Below are 18,857 nucleotides of genomic sequence, written 5' to 3'. Positions count from 1 at the left end.
AATCAGCACTCGGGTCATTGATGAATATTGATAACTCATGATGCCTCGCTATTGTAATCAGCATGTTGCATTGCAGTTTTACGCTCAGCGTAAATTTGCAATAGTTCCTGGTGATCTTCTGGATTGAATTTTGCAGCTGGTATTGCTGGCGCTAGACGCTCTAAAGCTTCAATCGAATCCATTTCCTGAATGCGGTTAATCAGCATCTTTTTCTTTTGTGTATAGAGCATATCGACTGGATAGCTTGATTGACCGCTACCTGACATCATGTCTTTACAGATTTTGTCCTTAACAACCTTAGTGGCTTGTTGATCAACTTCATCAATCAAACTTGGTTGCATGACTTCAATGACCTCATCTGCGATTGATTCAGGTTCAACCTTAGGCGTGTATTGCTCAGGATCCAGTTCAAGCAATTTATCTTCAGTCAGCTTGCACAAGTGCTGTTGATCTTTTTGATCTAGGTGTCCATTGGCCAGAAATACGTGACGGAATGAAAGAATGTCATCAGCCTTAGTAAACTGGTCAATTTGTGCTGTGAATTTCTCAACAAGCTTTACAGGGTCGGTTTCAACTGAATCTTCTTCAGTTTCTGTAACTGGTGATTCAGTATTATCAGTGGCTTCTTGCTCTATGGATTCAATAGGCTGAACTACCTCTGGCTCAGGCTGTTCAGCATCCTCCTTGGCTTTTCGACTACGACGCTTCTTTTCAGGCTTGTAATGACTTTCTAGCGTCAAAGGGTAAGGAATATCTCGTCCAAGAAGTTTACCAATTGCCTGAAGTTGCAACTCAGCATTTTCCTGATCCGCTTGGGCGAAACCATAACGTACAGATTCAACATACTTTCCAGACAGTGAAGTGAATTGAGTATGTACAACACAATGAGGGAAAACCAGGAAAATTTCTTGACCCTCCACCACGTCATCAAGTGTTAAAGGTTTAGTAAACGTAATACCAGCCAATTCCATGGTTTCAACCTTGATGCAGAACTCATAGCCAGGCATTGCAAAGATAGTTGCCGGGAAACGATCCAGATCATCGAAATCCATCAATTCACCAACGGCGCGGCACATAATTTTTCGGCCAGCCATCATTGCTTCAAAAGCTTCTTTTCCGTTTAAAATTTTCATGCCATTGATTCCTTTGCTAATTGTTCAATTTCTTGTTGTACCGCTGCCAGTTTGCTGGCTTCAATTTGGTTTAGTGCATCAATACCTAGGTGCTCACATACTGTTTTTGCATCCAGGCCACGTGCATCAATGAAGTCTTGAAATTCAGCTAATTGTTGATCTGAAAGCCCAAAAAACTCAGCAGGTTCACACCATGCACCACGTTCTTTATCAAATTGACATCCCATTTCTTCAGCACGTGTTTTCAGAGCTGCGCGCATTTGCTTGTAATACGTGTGATTCTTATCAATAGATTCAGTGAGCTGATTTAAGTCACTTGCGTATTGCGCTTCAGCACAGCTTTGAATGTAATTTTCCAAATCTTCTTGAGCTTTGATTGCTGCAAGTTGCTCTGGTGTCATGGTGTTAATGTGATCTTTGGCCTGCTTGATTAAGTCAGCCAGAAACGTAGGACTGGCCTTTAAATCTGGCACCCACACTTCACCAGTTTCACCGCCAAGGCCACCAGCATTCTTAGCGTGATGGGTAGGGCAAGGCTTAAAGCTGATTACTCGGGCATGTTTACCTTCACCAGTGGTAACCGTGGTTAGGTAACCCATGATGTCTGCAATACGGTAAAGCTCATTACGGTTCTTACCACCCAGATCAGGACGATAGATTACCTGGTCGCCGTTCTGGTCTTCTGATGCATGTGCAATGAATACCACATCCTTACCGGCTGAAATCAACGTGTTCACGTATTGCTTAAAGATGTTATTGGCCAGACCTTGGGCTTTAAGTTTCAGTGAGCCATCTTTCTGCTTATTGGTGCTGTTCAGCATTAAATGGGTCTTGATGCTTTCCAGCATTGCGCCCACAGTATCAATAACCACGGTGTTATAAGGTGCCAGGTCTTGAGGTGTAAGGTTCGCAACATCAGCCCATTGATTCACCTGAACAACTGCACCGCGACGAAGTTCACCAGTACGGTGTGCGCCTTTGTCAAAGTCGAAAGAAATAGCCTTGTCACCTGTAAAGCCAATAGATGTTTTCCCTAAGCCTGGATCGGCATACAGGTAAGTAATAATTGCTGAAACCAGTAAAGGTTGATTGGCTGGAATAATTGGTAGTGCCATGATTACACCTCCACCAGGTTATTTTTTTCAATGAAAGTAGAGAGCAATAAATTGATATTGCGGTGGTCGTTATGGTCAGTGAAATCGTTATATGGATTGCCATTGGCATCTGTAATCTTGTCTACTGCCAGATTGGTGATTTCAACCGCTGTAAAGTCAGAACCTGGTACGCCGTAGCTATCAGGATGTGCTTCAAAGTCAAAACTGACTTGCAAACGGAAGCCGTCAAGCTTTACAACAGCAACACCAGTTTCACCGTCAATTTTAAGAGTTTGCACGCCGTATTCAGAAGGCTGAGAATTGCCATAGCTTGGCTTGTATTCAGTTGCTTCCGGTTTAGCAATTAGAGTTAAGGCAGCAAGCGTTAATGCTGAAGAAGCAAGAAACACTTTTGCAGAGTTGAAAGGATTTGGTTTTACGTTCATAATTTCTTTACTCACTGAGAGAGAGTGGGTCATGCCTCAAGTAGTTACCGCTACGTTGGGGCTTTTTGTTGTTTGTGAGATTTAGTTTACCAAAGGAAACTTTATAGTCAAGAGGAAAGTTTATTGAAAGAAACTTTTTATTCTTTATGGAAACTTTTATGTTTTAATAGACAAAAGAAAACCCACCGCTGGGGTGGGTAATAAGATAGTAAAAGTCTATTTGAAAATATGAATTTATTAAGCAGTAAAGGGCATTTCTAAATCCATCTGTTTATTAAAAATATCGACTTGCTTTATTGAGTCACAATAAATCATTACCTCAGAACCCTTGGTTTTATAATATGCGCTATAGTTAAGCTCATAGTCTTCTTGGTGATACCCTTTATAGATTTCCTTAATTTCAGGGCAATTATCATAGGAAACTATCCACTTGGATTGAACTAAATCCAAGGCATTTCTAATTTCAACATGATCATCATGATTGTAAAAATTTCTGTAAAGTCCTTGGCCTTTCACATAGTATGGAGGATCAAGATAAATTAAAGAGCCTTGAGGGAGAAATTCATCTACCTGTTTTAAAAGGGCTAATGCATCAAGATTATAAACTTTTATACGATCTTGATATTGACCTATTTTTTCTATTCGTTTGACTAGATTTTCTTTTGTGAAACGAGCATCTAATTTATAGTGGCCATTCTGCTTTTTTCCGCCTATTACACCACCTTTCAGAATACCAGAACGGTTAGTTCTATTGAGAAAGAAGGCTGAAAATCCATGCTCTAGCAATGAATGGTCTTCAGGTGTAGCTAAAATATGCCTTTGTTTATGCCATTCTTCAATTGTAACTGGTGTGTCTGTTAGTTTCTTTAAAAAACTCTCTGTTTCGCGAGAAGCAGAATACCAAAAGTTAAAGATAGCCACATCAAAGTCGTTAATGTGAATATTTTTACAATAATCGTTAAAAAGTAAATCTAAAGCAACACCAGCTCCCCCAGCATAAGGTTCTAGGTAGTCGCCGCAAAGATCATTTGCTTCCATTAGATCTTTTACAAATGGTGCAAACTTACCTTTGCCACCAGGATAACGAAGTGGGGTATTAAAAGTAGCCATATCTAATTAAACCATAAAAAATTAAAGTTGGCCACAAACACTAGAAAGCGATTCAATGAATAGTTTACTCTCTTCGTTAAACTCTTTGGAGTAAATTTTGAATAATTGAATCTTGTCAATAATGTCTCTATGTGACATATACCATCGTTTAAGTATCTTACGATTCACTCCTTTAATATCCAAAAGTGTGGATATAACGGGCAAAGTTTCACCTTGTAAAAATATTTTTAAATCCATCATATGAGTATGATAATAGTCTGTCGTGAACCATTCTGGAGTTTGATTATTCCAGAACTCCAAATTATCACCTTGATTTTCATATTTATTAAATAAGTACATATAGGCCAATTTATCTGGTCCAACTCCTGAATAAGTATTACCCTCATAAGGAGGGAGGATACAAATATTATGTGAGTTACTGATTAATTTATTTTTTTTATTAGAGGGATTATTGTCAATTGAATCACTATCCAAAATTAAAACTGATTCTCTAAAATGTTGAGAGCTATTTGAAAGTGCGAATAAGTTATCGCAACCTAATTTTGCTGGAATTAAATTTAATTCCTTTCCAAACTGAGAGTAAGTATCAATAATATCTTGGGAAGAAATTATAGATAACATAAAGTCGTGTGCTTCTAAGTCTTCAAAGTATACATTGCATTGAGGAAGTTTTTCTTGGACTTCTGGAGTGTAAGGTACTAAAAGCATATCGTTCTTAATTTTAAGATATGTCGCATTTTGCATTGCCCTTGGTATATTTGTATCCATTAGATATACAACGGAATCCTTTTTATATTCCAAAGCATCTTGGTGACTTAGAATTGTTTTAATAATAGTAAGTGAATGACTTGTAACTATTATTTGTAAGTTTAATTTACTACCTAAAATTTTTAATTGTTCAATTAGTCTTTTTTGCGCGTGTGGGTGTAATCCTGCTTCTATTTCATCTATTACTAGCATCCCCCCAGTATACTCATTACCAATTTTATTTTTTAATTGATTAAATGATGCTAATGCGGTAACGATCGCGCTAATAGAATCTTGGCCTAAAGATATTGACAAGGAGGGGTGTCCAAGATCTGGTACTTTTGATCCTTTATTTGAATTTGAAAAATCATGAGTAAATATATTATTTTTCTTATTTCTGTAGGGTAAAATTGAGTCGAAAATATTATTAATGAAATCAATATCTTCTTGATCTAATTGTGAATCAATAAGGTCTATATCATCCCATGAAAATTCCCCAATAGGTGTAATTCTACTCATTCCTAAATATAGAGTTGGAATATTTACTTTTGCATCTTTACCAATACCATGCGCACTGCCCAGTAAAAAGCTTTCAGGAACTGTTCTTGGAATCACTCTTAATCTATAAATATATCTATCATTTGCATCAAGGGCTTTAACTTTTTCTATTTCGTCTTTGGGAACTTCAACCATAAATTTTTTTATAGATTTTTCACTTTCAATTTTTGTTTTTTGATTACCTTCTACACTACATTTTTTAGTGAAAATTTCAGCTCCAATTTTGTAGTCTAAAAAAGCTTCATATTGGTTGCTTAATTTTTTAAAGTCATTGGTATAATCTAAGAAGAAAATCTCTGAAAAAACTGATCTAAATGTTCTGCCAAATAACGATTTATGTTTTTTCCCTTCAGAACTATTAGCTATTAATCCCAGAATTGTGGATTTACCAATACCATTATGACCTGAGATAACGGTTATTCTAGGTGAAATTTCAATTTCGACATTTCTTAACTTACGAAAGCCATTATTAGTAAATCGTACTTTCTTTAATTTCATAACAACCCCAACTTAATCCCGATCCAAGAGCCGCTCGGGTTGCGGCAAACTAATCACCCATTAAAATGCTTGATAGATATGAATAAATTTCTCAACGAATCAAACATAAAATCATTCTTCGCCATCATCTTTTCCATTATTAATATTTATATTTTTAATAATGATCTGATTGATAACCTGAGAGGGGGAGGATTGAATGTCTACCTCATCTTTTTCTATCAACAACTTCTTTATATCGTGTTTTTTAGAGAGGTGCTTTATCCACTCAGTCAAATAGTTACCAGCAACACCAAGCGATAACCCTTTAGCGATTTCAATAATGATTTCATAGCTGCCACTATCAACAGCTCTTGTTTGTACCCCTTGATGCCTGCTAAATGGTGCTATTTTTATAACAAATTTATCCCTAAACTCAGGGTTGGTTCTAAATGCAACAATCTCTTCAATAGGTATTCCAGATATTCTAATTCCAACACCCGCACAAATATCCATTAATTTCCCCCCTGTTCACCTAAACTCTATTAAAAAGCCGCATATAGCGGCTTTTATTATTTTCTAAATTCTCTGTGATGCTGAACAACTACACCAATAATTGAAATGGGGTGCTTTTGCGAGTTGTGAATAGGGAAATCTGGATTTAGCGGAACCAATTCAAACACTTCACGGCCATGCTCATCAAAACCTACGACCCTGTATTTCTTGAAAGTAACTTCATATTCACCATTCTGAGCTACCACATAATCACCAGGTTGGGGAGTGATTGAAGCATCAATCACAATATCATCACCCGGCTGGAACTCGGGGTACATACTCATACCTTCGACTGTCACACTAAAAATAGTGCTTGGGTCTTTATTCTCATATGTAGTGAGGGTATATCCCTTTGGCTCACCACCATCATAAGCAACTTCTCGCCATAATCCCGCTTGAACAAAATCTAATACTGGAATCCTTGTAAGTTTTTTCCCGTTAAAGCTGACGTTATTAAAACCTTTGTCATCTTCTTCTTTTACAGGGCCGCCAAGATTTTTAAGGCCCTCACCATCTAAAATCCATTCGGGTGATGTTTTTAAGGCTTTTGCAAGAGATGTGATGCTTTTGCCACTAGGGACATTCACACCCGAGATCCATTTGGAGACCGTGCCTTTACTAAGGCCTGTGGCCTCAATCAGATCAACTTGCTGAAGGTTAAGTTCCTTCATTCTCATCAAGATACGTTCAGAAACGCTGCTCATTGCAAAATACCCATAACAATTGTTTCCAATGGTAAACACTATTATTGACCTAAAAAGAAACTTATGGTTTACTTAGGGAAACTAAAAGTTTATCAAGGTAAACATTATGACTGTCGATGACGTAAAGGAGCATTACAGAGCTGAAACTGATGCAGACCTAGCGCGAATTTTAAAAAAAACTCGCGGAGCAATTAGTAAGTGGCGCTCCTATGGAATCCCAGCTTCAACCCAAGCAATTCTCCAGATCCAAACCAAAGGCAAGTTAAAGGCAAATCTGGAAGCCTTAACCGCTTAAACCAATTATCACCAAATAAGCATTTGAAATAAATGTGAATAAACAAAGGGATTCACACATGGAATTCAGTAAAGAAGCGCAAAGCGCAATGTACAAGATGATTCACCAGACACCAGGTATTGATCCAAAGCAAATCGCTGATGTTTTAGGTGACTCACATAAAACTGTTTTGAATTATGCAAATCCAAATATGGATTACCTTCCAAGCCTGAAGAAATTCGAAATGATGCTTTCCTTCACTGGCAATCCAGTTGTTTTGCGTGCATGGGCGCATCAACTGGGATTGGCCTTGATTCCTACTGGTTGTGACGGCAGCAAACATCACGAGCTATCAGTGATCGAGGCAATGATGCAGGGAAATATCTGCAATGGACAGGCAAATCAAAAAGTATATGAGGCCTATGAAGATGGCGTAATCACACCGCAAGAATATGAAGAAATTCACAACATCTTTCAACGGATCATCGAGTTTGCTACAGCGGCAGATCAGGCGGCCTTCAAACAAATGAAGCGCTACACATCAAATGCACAAAATGAAAAAGCCTGACGGTCTAGGTCAGGCTTTTGATATTCAAAACACTTGGAGAGAATTTTAAATATGAAATCAAATCTAGCACATGAACCACCAATACCTCAAGGGCAAGTAGTTCATTTTCCAAAAAATGAGCGCAAGGCTATGTCGAATAAAGAAGAGCGCTACACCAAGATGCCTAATGGCTTAATTGACAGCCAAATAATGGCTCAACTGAACGACAAGGCATTCAAGTGTTTAATGTTTGTCATGCGCCAAACCATTGGATTTGACCGCACATCTCACCCAATTGCTATCACTCAATTTCAAAAATATTGCGGCATCAAAAAACGCGATACGGTTATGTCATGTATTCGTGATCTGGAAGAGCTTGGCTTAATCAAAGTTGAAAGAACAACAGGTTGCCTAAACGAATATCAATTTACTCCTGACCAGTACCGCGAAAAGGGACTAGTACCGAATGATGGTAGTACCCTTAAAGGTGATGGGACTAGTACCACCAAACGGGACGGGACTAGTACCGCGAAAGGTGACGGGACCAGTACCGTTGAACGGGGCACTATTAAAGAAACACTTAAAGAAACATTTAAAGAAAACTTTAAAGAGAAAAACGCGCAAGAAAATTCAGTTGATCAGGTATTGAATCTCTGGACACCAGATTTACATTCCCTGAACTCATGGTTGCAACGAGCAGGCGAAATGCCAATGACTCAAGACCTGATCAACCAGATCTTGCTTGAAGTGAATGCTCACTACGAACCACGTTTGAAAGCTGGATTGATTACAGACACCCAGATGTATTCAAACTTCGTGAAGTGGATCAAACGTAAATACACTCAAAAAACATATCAATCCTCTGAAAAACAAAATTCTAATCTGGATGTGAACACTGCCTGGAACAATCAACCGGTAAAGCAACATGCACCAGTGAATTCACCAGTACATATCCCGGAGGACTTCGTATGAACGCAATGTCGATGCTGAATCAGGGATTGAAACAAACACAAGAGATCTGCTCGAAACACAAAACCCCTATGGTACAAGCTGGGCCATTCCAGAAGTGCCCACAATGCGCCGTAGAGTTCCTGGAAGAACAAAAGCGAAATGCACAGGCCGAAATTGATCGTCAGGTACGTGAAAAGCATTTTTCAGGTGCTCAACTTCCAGAACGCCATGCTCAGTCAGGTTTTAAAAATTACAACGTTCAACACGCTGGACACCAAAACTCATTGAATCGGGTTGTTGCATTTGCAAAGAACATGATCAACGGCGACAAAAATAACTTCGTGATGGTAGGGCCTACTGGTACAGGTAAAACCCATCTGAGCTGCGCAACTGCAAGAACACTGCTCAACAAGGGCAAGTATGCACGCTATATCACCAGTGAGGATCTGGCACAACGAATCATGAACGCCTGGGATGCACCAGACGCAACTGAAAAATCTGTGATCTATGACTTTACGCAGTACGACTTGCTGATCCTGGATGAATATGGACTGCATGACCGTGATAAACGCCGTGAGCTGGTCCATAAAGTTCTTTATGCACGCTATGACCGCATGAAGCCGACTATGTTGATTTCAAACCTAACCCTTGAAGAGCTGAAGAAAGACTTGGGTGACCGTCTATGGTCTCGATTCCAGCAAGGTGGATTGACAATTGTCGAGTGTAACTGGGCAGATCAGCGTGTAGGGCAAGGCTTAGGGGGTGGGGTGTGAGTATAGATGTTCAGGTTACGGCAATTGACCGCAAAAAGCAGGTAGTAATTGTTGAGGCATATCAGGATGCAAGGCGCATTTTCAAAAGCCCAATGCCATACAAAACTGAAACCAGGGCAAGTATTGAGTCGTCACTAAGAAAGGAACTTAAGAATTTTAACCGCCCATCATGGGGTGGAATGAACATCGTATTCATGTGCCGTATTGGAGATGTAAAGTGAAAAATATAAGAGATCAAAAAACAATGGATTGGTGCGAGGAACTGGAAGGTCTTGTATATGCACCAGTAATCAATCACGGCACTGTTTACGCATACAACAAACATAAATGCCGCTGCGAGTTCTGTAAGGAAGCTAAGGCAATTAGCAATCAACGTGCTGCTCTTAAAGCGAAGATGAGGCAGGTGGCGGCATGAATATACCAACCATTCAGCGATTCGAGGAAATCAAAGACATCTTGGTGTATGTTGCCTTTTCAAAACATGAGGTCACATCGGCAGAGCTTGAAGAGCATGTATGCGACAAAACGCGCTCTCAACTGAATCTTAAGTTAAAAGCATTGGTTCAGGCTGGCTACCTGGCTTTTACTAAAAAGCGTTGCACCAGACTGTACGTGGCCACAGATAAAACCAAACAGTTATTTGGGGTAAAAGCGTGAAGGACTTAAATAAAACTCTGATGTTTATTTTCATGGCCATCGGCGCCGTTGTATTGAGGGTCTGGGGTGAATGACCAGCCACTCCATCGCTGAATATAAAAAAATGGTGAAAGCCACCAGACCGAAAGGGCGCTCTATACGCCCTAAGGTTAAAGGCAAAAGAGTACCGAATGAGTTTGAAGCGAAGCTGGCCAGAGAGTTAAGGACTTTAAAAATAGATTTTGAGCAGGAGTTTTATTTTCATCCTGATCGTAAGTGGAGAGCTGATTTTCACTTAATAGGTAAAAAGATATTGGTAGAGGTTGAAGGTGGGATCTGGAGTGGTGGACGTCATACAAGGGGTAAGGGGTATATCGGTGACATAGAAAAATATAACGCAGCAACGATGATGGGTTATCAGGTAATACGGTTTAGTACGGATCAAGTGAAGTCAGGTCATGCGATCCAGCAGATAGAAAAAATGGTAGGGGAATAGGGATGAATGCGATGGTTGATAGAAAACATTTTTCGGTAGCTATTAATTGGGCGGAGCAGCCTATTGAATGGCATTTGGAGCAATACGGGTCATGGCTTTTGGTTGATGAAAACTATGTGTGTTTAGGGGCATCAAGCATTTTAGGGCATTTAATTGATACGGTTAATGGGGTGTGTGTTGATAAGCGGGAGCGTGTGGCGCCACGATGTAAAATTAATGATGTGCATGCTGATGCTGTGAGTGACATGCTGACTGCTCTAATGAAGAATGAAAATTCCAAAGTTCAGAAATGGCTCAAGATTGTCATCATGTTCTATGTAGAGTTTAAGTCAGAGGCGACCATCGCTAAGCAGCTCGGCATATCTGAGTTCTCAGTGGCTAGAGACAAGATGTTAGGCATGGTTCGGCTGGCAACTAAGTATCAGTTTAGAAGCCGCATAATTGGGGCTTGAAAGTCAGGGTATATATTGATATATTCATGTTATAGTGATCGAAGTGTACGTTAAAGCACTAGATTGATTTAAAAGCTCGCCAAATGGTGGGCTTTTTGTTATTTAAACTATTATTATTTTTATATTTAGCTAAAAAGCAGTTTAATAGTATCCACTATGCTATAAGTCGACTCCGTTATCTATTTTAAATAATCAAATGAGAGCGAATGGATGATGAAGATGGGTGTGGGTGGTGTGAGCTTATATATGCTGAAGCACTAAAACTATATAGACCGTCGAAATATGAAACAGTTAATAAACTTAGATTTCTTGCTTCGATTTTAGAGTTATTTGCAGAGATACAAAACGAGGATGCAATTGTCGAAGTGAAAGCTGTGAATATAAAATTTAAGTTTAGATCTAAGAATTATGTATTTTGGTTTTTTGAAATACCAGATTTCAAAGATAGAAAACTATACCTTGCTTATATGTCTAACCATTTAAGTAAGCTGTAAGCCAATTGATAAGAAAGTTTGCTAAATAGTGAGCTTTTTTGTTGTCTAAAATAAAGCGCCTGTCGTATAACTAATAAGACATCATATTTTTAGTGTGATTGATTCAGAGTTAAATCCTGCTGGACGTACAGATTAAACAAGTTTGGCTATTAAATAATCTTTATGACTAAATGATGATCAAGTTATTAATAAATATAACTTAATTATTACATGTTAAAACATTCTGCATATATTTCTTATACTTAGTTGTGATGAGCAAATGATATCTTGTGTTCATTCCTAGAACCTTACGAAAACAAATAAAAGATGATTTAAATCCTGCCTGTTTAGCCCTCCAGCTAAGCAGGTTTTTTATTTGAAAGTAAAAGTTAATAATATGGTCTTGCATATAATATTTTTAAGTATATAATTCAGCCCAGATTCTATCGCTGTAGTTTCTTTTTCAAGTTTCTGCCTCCTTTCCTTAAAGGAGGTATTTTTTTGTCTGGAGAAAAGCATGCTCCAATTCATATTCTGTTTATTTGGCTTTCACGCTGCGACTGAGATTGATTACACGGTTGATGATGAAGAAATTAAAGTGTGTCGAGATTGCTTGAAAGAACTGAAATAGTCCATCTATAACTATTTCCATTCAGGTTTAGTAGTTTGTAATTTATTGTCACGTGATGTATACGATAATTTGTTAAAGTGTCTTAAATGAATGAAAAGCCAAAGAGTCTTATTTATGAAATCACAACTTATTGCAGCGCTTTTGTGTTTATATCCATTAGGATCTGCATACGCAACTGAATGCTTTATCGCAACAAGAAATGATGTGCCTGGTGATCTAAATGATATGATTTATAAGAATAAGTATGATTTTAGGGGGTATGCACTTACCTGCAATTATTTAAAAACCATGAATGCTGGTATTGAGGTGGCTAGTACAACTTTTACTCATGATGGTGGTGGGATTGCAACTACAGCACTAAATATTAGACTCTTTGATCTTAAATTAGCTCAAGAGACAGGAAAGTTTTTATATTCAACGTCTTCAACTAATGCAGTATGGACAGGACCAGGATCGGAATTAAACTCACAAATTGAAGCAATTAATAAGGTATTTGGCAGTATTAACGTAAATATAGTTAGTTTAGAAAGACAACGAAAATTATTTGGCATTAAGCAATATTAAAAACAGTATCAGCTTATATACAATTTGATCCTGTACTAATAGATTTAAGTCACTTAATAGCCGGACGTATTACGGCAAACAAAGCCCCTCGCATTCTAGATGTTGAGGGGTTTTTCTTTTTTATTGGTGGTACCCATGACAGACAAAGTACAAGCTAAACAAGACTTAGAATTTTGCAGTGCTGAGCTGTCTAAGTATCAGAACCTCAGTAGATCTGGGCTTAAGCGGAATCAAATGATTGCGATAGATGAAATTATGATTGAACTGAAACAACGAATTAAAAATCTTAGAAATATGCTGCAATAAAAGATTAGTCAAGATATTTAAAATGATCACTTTTGATATTGTTCTATGTACCTTTTATCTTTATATCTATTAATGGTAGACATGAAGCTAAGGCATTCTCTAATGACAAAAATTGAAATGTTGGTAACTTTATTGGCGATCTTAATTATAAGCTCAATAATCTATCTAATAGGGCAAACGTACAAATAAAACCTCCTTCGGGAGGTTTTTTAATGGCTGATCTTTTATGGATGAGAAAGCATACAAAATTTTTACTCAGAAGATCCCACCCAAAAAGAAATCACGAACCAGACCATTACCTAAGCCTGGTGAGAAATACTTAGAAGCATTCGATCGACTCAAAGAAATTCTTGATCGGATGGAAATCAAGTACGAAGAATATTTTCATTTTAAAAGCACTAAGCATTGGCGCTTTGATCTTCACCTTATCGAATATCGAATACTGATTGAAATTGCAGGTGGTCCTTGGTCAGGCGGGCGTAAAGGCAAGCTGGCTACAAAAGCTTGGAGCATAGACCGCTATGATCATGCTGAAGAAATGGATTATCGATATCACCATTTTGAAGTTAGTGATATCAACATGGGCCGAGCTACGGCGTGGTTAAGAAATTTAAAGGCATCACATGGAACAACAATTCAGACCATTCCCGCCGTCGGATCTGATTGATCGAGCTGAGGAAGAAGAAGCAATCCGATTGGCACCTGCACCAGAGCTTAAAGAATGGGTCGTGAATAACTGGCTAACTTTAGGCGGTGAACTGCATAACCCGGATCATGACCATATAGCTGAGCTCCTTCACGACAATGAAGAGTTCTTTGCGTTCGCCTGGGCATCATCTGCCGCCGTAGCGAAAAAGCGTATGGTATTGGGTCAATGTGAAAAAGTAATGTTCAACCAAGGTGGCTGGAAGAAAGCACGCCAGGAACAGCAGATGCGGGATTGGTTCGGCTTTGTACCTCAATACCTCATCACCATTGATGCCACTTATTGCGAACAAGCTTCAGATCGTGACTTCTGCCGGCTGATAGAACACGAGCTTTATCACATCGGTGTTGAGCGTGATGAGGACGGCGAGATAATTTATAGCGATCATACAGGTTTACCTAAGCATTATCTGGCTGGTCATGATGTCGAAGTGTTCTTTGGTGAGACTAAACGATGGGGGGCAGACGAATCTGTTAAGCGGCTTCTGGAAATATCTAAGAATGCGCCGTTTGTATCTGAAAAAAGTATGGCTGCGTGTTGTGGGAATTGTGTCATCGGCTAAATTTTTTTACCTATTTTGCTATACGTAGCTATACAAAGAGGTGTTTATGGCAGCACTAAAAGAGCCTGTAAAAATGTTTATAGTTCAGTCTCTTGCATGCTTTGAAACCCCTCAACAAGTAGTGGAAGCTGTAAAGCAAGAATATAAGATTGAAATCACCAGGCAGCAGGTCGCACTTTACGATCCAACTAAGGTGGCTGGACGTAACTTAAGTAAAAAACTAAAGGAATTGTTTGAACGTACTAGAAAGGATTTCCGGGAAAATATTGAGGATATAGCAATTGCTAACAAAGCATTTCGCCTCATGGAACTTCAAAAAATGTATGAGGATTCTGGTCGGAACAAACGTGCAAAGCAAAACCTGCTCAAGCAAGCCTTTCAAGAAACCGATGGTCGTGTGACAAAGCAGGAAATCACCGGTAAAGATGGTAAGCCAATAGAAACCATAAATCAGAATGTTCCGACCGAAAGCTACCTGAAAGCAAGGGAGCAGGTTTTAAATGATTATTGACCCAGCTCGTGATTTAGCAATTCAGATTGAAGCACAAGAGGATTTGTATTTCTTCACTCGATATATGTTTAAAGAGCGTCGAAAATATAAGTGGCTGCATAATTGGCACCATAGAGTTTTGTGTGATGCTCTTATGAAGGTGTTTCGTGGGGAAACCAAACGCCTGATTATTAATATTCCACCGCGCTATTCAAAGACTGAAATTGCTGTAATTAATTTCATGGCTTGGTGTTTTGGCAAAGCGCCTGACAGTGAGTTTATTCATGTCAGCTACTCAGCAACACTCGCAGCAAATAATGCCTTCCAGACGCGAAACCTAGTGCAGGAAGAAGCATACAAACGTGTATTTCCTGATTTTGCATTACGTGATGACAGTAAAGCTAAGGATGATTGGCGTACCGCTGAAGGTGGTGTCTGCTATTCACAAGGAACCGGCGGTACGATTACAGGTTTTGGTGCTGGTAAATTTCGAGATTCATTTGGCGGGGCAATCATTATTGATGACCCGCATAAAGCCAGTGAAGCCCGCTCTGATACGATCCGTAAGGGTGTAATCGAGTGGTTCCAAAATACACTTGAATCTCGTACCAACTCACCAGATACACCCATCATTGTCATCATGCAGCGTTTGCATGAGGAAGATTTGGCAGGCTGGCTGCTTGACGGCGGTAATGGTGAAGAATGGGAGCATTTAGAGCTTTCAGCCATTCAGCCTGATGGATCAGCGCTATGGCCAGCTAAACACAGCATTGAAACGCTTGAAAGAATGGAGTTGGCAGCGCCGTATGTCTTTGCCGGACAGTATAGACAGAGACCATCACCACCAGCAGGTGGTTTTTTTAAACCTGACCATATTGAAATTGTGGATGCACTACCTGCGGATATTACTCACCAAGTACGTGCCTGGGATCTGGCATCTTCTGAAAATGAAGGTGACTTCACAGCAGGTGTACGTGAGGCCAAAAGCCGTGATGGTTATATCTATATTGTGGATGTACAGCATGCACAGCTTGGACCGGACGGCGTTGAGAAACGTATTAAGCAAACTGCGGAGTTGGATGGTAAGTCTGTAGCAATTCGCTTACCTCAAGATCCGGGGCAGGCTGGTAAAGCCCAGGCAAAGAACTTCATTACAAAACTATCTGGTTTCAACGTAAAGGCCGAAACGGTATCGGGTGACAAGATTACTCGTGCTCAACCATTTGCAGCTCAAGTCAACGTAGGCAATGTAAAAATGCTTCGTGGTGACTGGAATAAGGCATTCATTGAGGAATTACGAAACTTTCCGAATGGTAAACATGATGACCAGGTGGATGCTGGTAGTGATGCCTTTAACGAGCTGAATGAAGCTAGAACTCCGAAAAAACCCGCAGGTGCAGGATCTCGAACTTATTAAGGTGTTTACATGGCAAAGTCTAAAAAGGACAAAGCGTCAAAAAAGGCTTTGTCTTATGGCAATCTATACACTCAAGAAGCAGTTACTCAGTTCTTGGTAAATTTTGGCAAACAGCCTGATACGGATGAAGTACTACGCAAAGCCGGAATTACTCGCCATAGGTTGCGTATATTGCTTGATGATGATGAGATTGCTCAAGTAGTTGAAACACGGATTGATGCATTGTTAGCAACGCCGTTGCGAATTGAACCAAATGATACGGATGAAGCGGAAAAGCTGAATCTAATCTTGAAAGAATGGTTTCATGAAATCGCTACTGGTGCCATGAGTGCGCTGTTATTTGGTTACTCGGTCCAAGAAGCTGTGTATGAACTAAAGCCTGAAGGCTATGTAGGTATTCAGTGGATTGGTGAGAAACCAATGCAATGGTTTGAGCCTAAGAATGATGGTCGGCTAATCTATCGTCAGGATGGAAACAATGCAGAGCATGAGGTAGATCAAGCATTCAAATTCTTCTTAACACGCCGTAAGGCCACATACGAACAGCCATACGGTAAAGCATTATTAGCCACACTGTATTGGTTATTCTTCTTTAAGCAGAATGGCTTCAAATTCTGGGCTAAATTCTTAGAACGTTTTGGAACGCCAATCCTATTGGGTAAGTGCAAAGACACTGACACCGAGGATATGAGTAGAGCGCTATTAAATGCTCATGCTCAAAGCGTACTTTCAATTGATATAGAGGATGATGTTCAAATCCTATCTGCACCAGGAACAAACGGTTCAGCAGGTGCAGCATTCGAATCGTTCAATAATCAGCTGATTCGCCAGATCCAGAAAGTTGTATTAGGGCAGACACTTACCAGTGGAACGGATGGAAAGGGAAGTTACAGCCTTGGCCAAGTGCATGAAAATGTGCGGATGGATAAGCTTAAGTCTGACATTCGATTGGTTACGCCAACATTGCAGGCTGTGGTTGATGCTTTATGCGCTCTGAATAACTGGGGCGAATACAAAGTGATGCTTGGTGAGAAACCTAAACCACTGAATAAGGATCAGGCTGAGCGCGATGTTCATCTTAAAAATGCAGGTGCTAATCTCTCAAATGCCTACTTCATTCGTGAGTACGGGCTTGAAGATGGTGATGTAATTGAACAGAACCAGATTGGCTTCAATCAATTTACCGCTTTACCACGCCAAGCATTCAACTTTAAAGCATCTGCAAATAAGCTTTCACCTGAGCAAAAGGAAGTGGAAGAGCTGACTGATGGCCAGGATGAATTGCAGCTATTGAAACCGGATCAGGTCAAGGAATTGGTGTTCAAGTCTGATGGTCCAGAAAGCTTGGCTTATAACTTAATGCAATTAATACCTGATGCAACTCAAACCCAGTTCACGGCCAATCTAGACCAGGCTTTATATGCTGCGGATGTGTTGGGGTATGTGACGGCTCAAAACGGGAAGTAAGTTATGCAACCAGTCACGTTTCTTGAGGCGCTTCACTACGCTCACAGTAAAAAGATCGTGTTACCTGATGAGTTCTACTCAATGGATCTAAAGACCCGGCAGATGGCAACCACGGTTAGCTTTCTATCGAGTCTTGAGCAAATTGAGACAGTTATTAAGGCGGTGAATAAGTCGATTGCCGACGGCGGTACCTTTAAAGATTTTCAGAAACTCATTAAAGAATCTGAAATCATTCTGCCAAAGCATTACCTGGACAATGTATTTCGTACCAATATCCAGAGTGCTTACGGTCATGGGCGGTGGCAACAACAGCAACGGAATAAGGCTAAACGATCTTATCTGATGTACTCGGCGATCAATGATAGTCGGGTGCGTCCAAGTCACTTGGCTTTGAATCGTATTGTGCTGCCAATTGATCATCCATTCTGGCTGACACATTACCCGCCGTTGGGCTTTCGTTGCCGATGCACATGTCTGGCCTTAACCGAGAAGCAGGCATTGAAGTACGGCATCACACCAGATGATAAGTTGCCAGAAGTGGTTGAAGCTTTGGATTGGTCATCACATCCTTTGCAGTTTGGTGAACTTGAATCGCTGGTGGATAAAAAGATCAGTGCTTCGAGTTTAGATAAGGAATATCTCCTCGAGCAAAAGCAAGTCATTCAAGCGGAATGGACTGCATCCAAAAAGCTGACAAGCCTGTTTGCACCAATGGATGATAAGACTCGGGACCTGTTCGACATGGTGGCTAATACAGTGATTCCACTAGACCCAAGCATCCGGCCAAGTGCGATTCGTACTTTTCTGGATTATGTGCAGGGAAATGATGCTGCACTGAGCGGCTATTTAAACTCTGCTACAAGCGCTTTGGCTGATGATGTTCTTAAGCGCTGGCTGAGTACCGATATGGCAGCTATTCAGGCTGTGGCAAGCAATACAGCTTCAACCGTGGTGGGTGCTGTTACTCTTAATCAAGTAACGGCTTATCAGATCGGGCAGACAATCCAGTTGAATGCGCCGTTACTGATGGCTAGTAGTGGTTCAAATATCGTGATTCAGATTGAGAATGCAAAAGGGCTCGGTATTGATTTGAACATGCTCAATGCTGGTGAAGGCGTTCTTATGCCGATGGGATTGTCTTTTGAAGTGATTTCGATTGAAACGGTTGAAGGGCGAATGGTTTATACTATCAGGCCATTGATCAATTAATTTATTAACTAATTAATCTGCTTTAGGGCAATGTTTAAGCTACATTTTTTATACAACGAATGGAATATTTAAATATTGGATT

The 18,857-nt window shown here is 39.8% G+C and carries 23 protein-coding genes; 16 read left to right on the top strand and 7 right to left on the bottom strand.

The window, feature by feature from the left end; translation table 11 throughout:
- Window positions 1–35: 35 nt before the first annotated feature.
- The 7 genes from ACS72_RS06505 to ACS72_RS06475 form a co-directional block, all read right to left on the bottom strand.
- Window positions 36–1,133, bottom strand: a complete 1,098-nt coding sequence (locus ACS72_RS06505; RefSeq protein WP_048881633.1) for a hypothetical protein — start codon at window positions 1,131–1,133, stop codon at window positions 36–38.
- Entirely contained in the window at window positions 1,130–2,248 is a 1,119-nt protein-coding gene (locus ACS72_RS06500) for an ATP-binding protein (protein ID WP_048881632.1), read from the bottom strand. Before ACS72_RS06500 ends, ACS72_RS06505 begins: the two co-directional genes overlap by 4 nt.
- Window positions 2,249–2,250: 2 nt before the next feature.
- The gene (locus ACS72_RS06495) at window positions 2,251–2,673 is read right to left on the bottom strand and encodes a hypothetical protein (protein WP_048881631.1); all 423 of its coding nucleotides are present in this window, start codon (window positions 2,671–2,673) and stop codon (window positions 2,251–2,253) included.
- A 237-nt stretch (window positions 2,674–2,910) separates the two neighbouring features.
- Window positions 2,911–3,783, bottom strand: a complete 873-nt coding sequence (locus ACS72_RS06490) for a DNA adenine methylase (RefSeq protein ID WP_048881630.1) — start codon at window positions 3,781–3,783, stop codon at window positions 2,911–2,913.
- A gap of 21 nt (window positions 3,784–3,804) precedes the next feature.
- Entirely contained in the window at window positions 3,805–5,586 is a 1,782-nt protein-coding gene (locus ACS72_RS06485) for an ATP-binding protein (RefSeq protein WP_048881629.1), read from the bottom strand.
- A 111-nt stretch (window positions 5,587–5,697) separates the two neighbouring features.
- Complete coding sequence (locus ACS72_RS06480) at window positions 5,698–6,078, bottom strand: hypothetical protein (protein WP_048881628.1); 381 nt, start codon at window positions 6,076–6,078, stop codon at window positions 5,698–5,700.
- A 56-nt stretch (window positions 6,079–6,134) separates the two neighbouring features.
- Window positions 6,135–6,821, bottom strand: a complete 687-nt coding sequence (locus tag ACS72_RS06475) for a LexA family transcriptional regulator (RefSeq protein ID WP_048881627.1) — start codon at window positions 6,819–6,821, stop codon at window positions 6,135–6,137.
- Window positions 6,822–6,927: 106 nt separating this feature from the next.
- Between ACS72_RS06475 and ACS72_RS06470 the strand changes: the two genes are divergently transcribed.
- From ACS72_RS06470 to ACS72_RS06390, 16 genes are all read left to right on the top strand, one after another.
- A complete protein-coding gene (locus ACS72_RS06470) occupies window positions 6,928–7,116 on the top strand; it encodes a hypothetical protein (protein WP_048881626.1) in 189 nt (62 codons plus the stop codon).
- Window positions 7,117–7,174: 58 nt separating this feature from the next.
- Window positions 7,175–7,663: a phage regulatory CII family protein gene (locus ACS72_RS06465; RefSeq protein ID WP_048881625.1), complete on the top strand. Its 489-nt coding sequence runs from the start codon at window positions 7,175–7,177 to the stop codon at window positions 7,661–7,663.
- A 51-nt stretch (window positions 7,664–7,714) separates the two neighbouring features.
- A complete protein-coding gene (locus tag ACS72_RS06460; protein ID WP_048881624.1) occupies window positions 7,715–8,614 on the top strand; it encodes a replication protein in 900 nt (299 codons plus the stop codon).
- A complete protein-coding gene (locus ACS72_RS06455; RefSeq protein ID WP_048881623.1) occupies window positions 8,611–9,366 on the top strand; it encodes an ATP-binding protein in 756 nt (251 codons plus the stop codon). Before ACS72_RS06460 ends, ACS72_RS06455 begins: the two co-directional genes overlap by 4 nt.
- Before the next feature lie 411 nt (window positions 9,367–9,777).
- A complete protein-coding gene (locus ACS72_RS06440) occupies window positions 9,778–10,023 on the top strand; it encodes a hypothetical protein (protein ID WP_048881621.1) in 246 nt (81 codons plus the stop codon).
- Between the two features lie 70 nt (window positions 10,024–10,093).
- Complete coding sequence (locus ACS72_RS06435) at window positions 10,094–10,498, top strand: DUF559 domain-containing protein (RefSeq protein ID WP_048881620.1); 405 nt, start codon at window positions 10,094–10,096, stop codon at window positions 10,496–10,498.
- A gap of 2 nt (window positions 10,499–10,500) precedes the next feature.
- Window positions 10,501–10,950: a hypothetical protein gene (locus ACS72_RS06430; RefSeq protein ID WP_048881619.1), complete on the top strand. Its 450-nt coding sequence runs from the start codon at window positions 10,501–10,503 to the stop codon at window positions 10,948–10,950.
- Window positions 10,951–11,156: 206 nt separating this feature from the next.
- The gene (locus ACS72_RS06425; RefSeq protein ID WP_048881618.1) at window positions 11,157–11,444 is read left to right on the top strand and encodes a hypothetical protein; all 288 of its coding nucleotides are present in this window, start codon (window positions 11,157–11,159) and stop codon (window positions 11,442–11,444) included.
- Between the two features lie 724 nt (window positions 11,445–12,168).
- Window positions 12,169–12,618, top strand: a complete 450-nt coding sequence (locus ACS72_RS06420) for a hypothetical protein (RefSeq protein ID WP_048881617.1) — start codon at window positions 12,169–12,171, stop codon at window positions 12,616–12,618.
- 135 nt (window positions 12,619–12,753) lie between these two features.
- Window positions 12,754–12,924, top strand: a complete 171-nt coding sequence (locus ACS72_RS18170; RefSeq protein WP_171249848.1) for a hypothetical protein — start codon at window positions 12,754–12,756, stop codon at window positions 12,922–12,924.
- A gap of 226 nt (window positions 12,925–13,150) precedes the next feature.
- Window positions 13,151–13,591 carry a hypothetical protein gene (locus ACS72_RS06415; RefSeq protein ID WP_048881616.1) on the top strand — a complete coding sequence of 147 codons (441 nt, stop codon included), beginning with the start codon at window positions 13,151–13,153 and terminating at the stop codon, window positions 13,589–13,591.
- Complete coding sequence (locus ACS72_RS06410; protein ID WP_048881615.1) at window positions 13,548–14,192, top strand: putative metallopeptidase; 645 nt, start codon at window positions 13,548–13,550, stop codon at window positions 14,190–14,192. Before ACS72_RS06415 ends, ACS72_RS06410 begins: the two co-directional genes overlap by 44 nt.
- Before the next feature lie 46 nt (window positions 14,193–14,238).
- Window positions 14,239–14,703, top strand: coding sequence for a DUF2280 domain-containing protein (locus ACS72_RS06405; protein WP_048881614.1), 465 nt, complete (start codon window positions 14,239–14,241; stop codon window positions 14,701–14,703).
- Window positions 14,693–16,099, top strand: coding sequence for a phage terminase large subunit (gene terL, locus ACS72_RS06400; protein ID WP_048881613.1), 1,407 nt, complete (start codon window positions 14,693–14,695; stop codon window positions 16,097–16,099). Before ACS72_RS06405 ends, terL begins: the two co-directional genes overlap by 11 nt.
- Before the next feature lie 9 nt (window positions 16,100–16,108).
- Entirely contained in the window at window positions 16,109–17,566 is a 1,458-nt protein-coding gene (locus ACS72_RS06395) for a DUF935 family protein (RefSeq protein ID WP_048881612.1), read from the top strand.
- Window positions 17,567–17,569: 3 nt separating this feature from the next.
- Window positions 17,570–18,775 (top strand): phage minor head protein, encoded by a 1,206-nt coding sequence (locus ACS72_RS06390; protein ID WP_048881611.1) that lies wholly within the window; start codon window positions 17,570–17,572, stop codon window positions 18,773–18,775.
- Window positions 18,776–18,857 lie beyond the last annotated feature (82 nt).

This window comes from Acinetobacter sp. VT 511 (assembly GCF_001077515.1).
Taxonomy (GTDB): domain Bacteria; phylum Pseudomonadota; class Gammaproteobacteria; order Pseudomonadales; family Moraxellaceae; genus Acinetobacter; species Acinetobacter schindleri.
The sequence above is the reverse complement of the archived record's forward strand: the minus strand, read 5'-3'. Positions and strand labels throughout refer to the sequence as shown.